The organism is Nocardioides sp. NPDC057772, assembly GCF_042798075.1.
Classification (GTDB): domain Bacteria; phylum Actinomycetota; class Actinomycetes; order Propionibacteriales; family Nocardioidaceae; genus Nocardioides.
The window spans coordinates 1-3,120 of the sequence record NZ_JBHVKN010000330.1 but is presented as its reverse complement, the minus strand read 5'-3'; the positions used below and the strand labels follow the sequence as shown (position 1 = coordinate 3,120).

2 protein-coding genes are annotated in these 3,120 nt (G+C 68.6%); one reads left to right on the top strand and one right to left on the bottom strand.

Annotation, left to right across the window (positions count from 1 at the left end):
• Positions 1-404 (bottom strand): hotdog fold thioesterase (locus ACFVJS_RS27185; protein ID WP_378886668.1); only part of this gene is annotated, 404 nt, incomplete at its 3' end.
• A gap of 83 nt (positions 405-487) precedes the next feature.
• Here ACFVJS_RS27185 and polA point away from each other — a divergent pair.
• Positions 488-3,120, top strand: a 2,633-nt coding sequence (gene polA, locus ACFVJS_RS27180; protein ID WP_378886667.1) for a DNA polymerase I, incomplete at its 3' end; no start/stop codon positions are given.

Genomic DNA, 3,120 nt, shown 5'->3' with positions numbered 1-3,120 from the left:
GTGCAGACCCGCTTGCCGCGCTCGTCGGTGATCACGATCTCGTACGCCGCGGAGCTCCGTCCCAGGTGGATCGCGGTCGCCGTGCCGGTGACGATGCCGGAGGTGGCCGCGCGGTGGTGGGTGGCGTTGATGTCGACGCCGACCGCGATCTTGTCCAGCGAGTGTCCGTGGATGCCGGAGCCGATCGAGCCGAGGGTCTCGGCCAGGACGACCGATGCGCCGCCGTGGAGAAGGCCGTAGGGCTGGGTGTTGCCGTCGACCGGCATCGTGCCGACGACCTTCTCCGCCGAGATCTCGATGATCTTGACGCCCATCTTCTCGTTGAGTGCGCCCGCGCCCTGGGGGAGCGACCCCACGAACTTCGCGATCTCGGCGGGGTCGGTGGTGTGGAGTGCATCGGCCATGGATGCATGTTCGCACGGGACAGTCCACCAGTTGGTCTCGGGTCGCAGGCTCGAATGTCGGTGGTCGTGGATAGAGTCGGACCGTGGCTGATGTGACGCGTGACCGACTGCTCCTTCTCGATGGGCACTCGCTGGCCTACCGGGCCTTCTTCGCCCTGCCGGTGGAGAACTTCTCGACCGTCACAGGGCAGAACACCAATGCCATCTACGGCTTCACCTCGATGCTGGTCAACGTGCTGCGCGACGAGACCCCGACCCACGTCGCGGTCGCCTTCGACCTGTCGCGGCAGACGTTCAGGCTGGAGGAATACTCCGAATACAAGGCCAAGCGCAACAAGACCCCCGACGAGTTCAAGTCCCAGCTGCCGCTGATCCAGCGGCTGCTCGACGTGCTCCACATCCGCCACCTGTCGGTGGCCGGCTACGAGGCCGACGACATCATCGCGACCCTGGTCACCCAGGGGCTCGAGGCCGGGATGGAGGTCCTGATCCTGACCGGCGACCGTGACTCGCTGCAGCTGGTCACCGAGTCCTCCACCGTGCTCTACCCGATGCGTGGCGTCTCCGACCTGGCGCGGATGACGCCGGAGGCCGTCGAGGCGAAATACGGTGTGCCGCCCCACCGCTACCCCGAGCTGGCGGCACTGGTGGGGGAGGATTCCGACAACCTGCCGGGGATCCCGGGCGTGGGTCCGAAGACCGCCGCGAAGTGGATCAACACCTACGACGGCCTCGACAACGTGATCACCCACGCCGACCAGATCAAGGGCAAGGCCGGCGACAACCTGCGTGCCCATCTCGGCGACGTGATGCGCAACCGGCGGCTCAACGCGCTGGTGCGCGACCTGCCCCTGGAGGTCGGTCCGAAGGATCTCGGCCGGGTCGAGTGGGACCGGGCGGCCGCGTTGGAGCTCCTCGACGAGCTCGAGTTCCGCGGCGAGATCCGCACCCGGATCACCGACGTGCTCGCGCCGGAGGACGACGTCCCGGTCGACGACAGCGGGTTCGCTCTCGAGGGCGAGACGCTGGCTCCCGGGGCCGTGTCGGCCTTCCTCGAGGAGCTCGGGACCACGCCCGTCGGTCTGCACGTGCGCGGAGCCTGGGGTTCGGGCACCGGCCGTGTGGACGGGTTCGGGTTCGCGACGCAGGAGCGGGCTGCGTACGTGGGGGTGGAGGGGTTCACGCCCGAGGACGAGGCGGCGCTGGCCGGCTGGCTCGCGGACGCGTCGAAGCCCAAGATCATGCACGACGCCAAGGGCCCCGAGCTGGCGATCGACGCCCACGGCTGGTCGCTGCGCGGGCTGGTGACCGACACCGCCCTGTCGGCCTACATCGTGGCGCCCGACCAGCGTTCCTACGACCTCGCCGACCTGACGCTGCGCTACCTCAAGCGTGAGCTCAAGCAGGAGGACGACGCCGGCCAGGAGTCGCTCTTCGGCGATGACGAGATGGGCGGCGACGGAGTGGCGACGACCTCGATGCTCTACGCGCGGGCGGTGGTCGACCTGGCCGCCGAGCTCGACTCAGCGGTCGAGGCCGCCGGCGGACACCGGCTGCTCTCCGAGGTGGAGCTTCCGTTGCTGCACCTGCTGGCCAGGATGGAGAAGACCGGTATCGCGGTCGACACCGAGCATCTCGACGCGCTGGAGCGCCACTTCGCCGGCCAGATGAAGCAGGCCGCCGACGAGGCCTACGGCGTGATCGGCAAGGAGATCAACCTCGGTTCGCCCAAGCAGCTGCAAGTCGTGCTCTTCGACGAGCTCGACATGCCGAAGACCAAGCGCACCAAGACCGGCTGGACCACCGACGCCGACGCGCTCCAGCAGCTCTACGTGAAGACCGAGCACCCGTTCCTGCTCGCCCTGCTGCGTCACCGCGACGTCACCCGGCTGCGGGTCACCATCGAGGGCCTGCTGAAGACGGTGCAGGACGACGGCCGGATCCACACCACCTTCAACCAGACCATCGCGGCCACCGGCCGGCTCTCCTCGACCGAGCCCAACCTGCAGAACATCCCGGTGCGCACCGAGGAGGGCCGCGGGATCCGCAAGGGCTTCGTGGTGGGGGAGGGCTTCGAGTCCTTGATGACGGCCGACTACTCACAGATCGAGATGCGGATCATGGCGCATCTGTCCGAGGACGAGCTGCTCATCGAGGCGTTCCGCTCCGGGCGCGATTTCCACTCGATCACCGCCGCGCGGGTCTTCGGCGTCGACCCCGACGCGGTCTCGGTGGAGCAGCGGGCCAAGATCAAGGCGATGAACTACGGGCTCGCCTATGGCCTGTCCGCCTTCGGTCTCTCCCAGCAGCTCGGGATCGAGCCGAGCGAGGCGCGCGGGCTGATGGAGGAATACTTCGAGACCTTCGGCGGCATCCGCGACTACCTGCGCAGCCTGGTCGAGGAGGCCCGGCGCACGGGCTACACCGAGACCATCATGGGCCGCCGCCGTTACCTGCCCGACCTGCTCTCCGACAACCGCCAGCGCCGCGAGACCGCCGAGCGGATGGCGCTCAACGCCCCGATCCAGGGCTCCGCCGCCGACCTGATCAAGGTCGCCATGCTGCGGGTCCAGGCTGCCATCGACGAAGCCGGCCTCTCCTCCCGGATGCTCCTCCAGGTCCACGACGAGCTCGTCTTCGAGGTGGCCCCCGGCGAACGCGAGGCGCTCGAAGGTCTCGTACGCGAGCAGATGGGCTCCGCCGCCGACCTCAACGT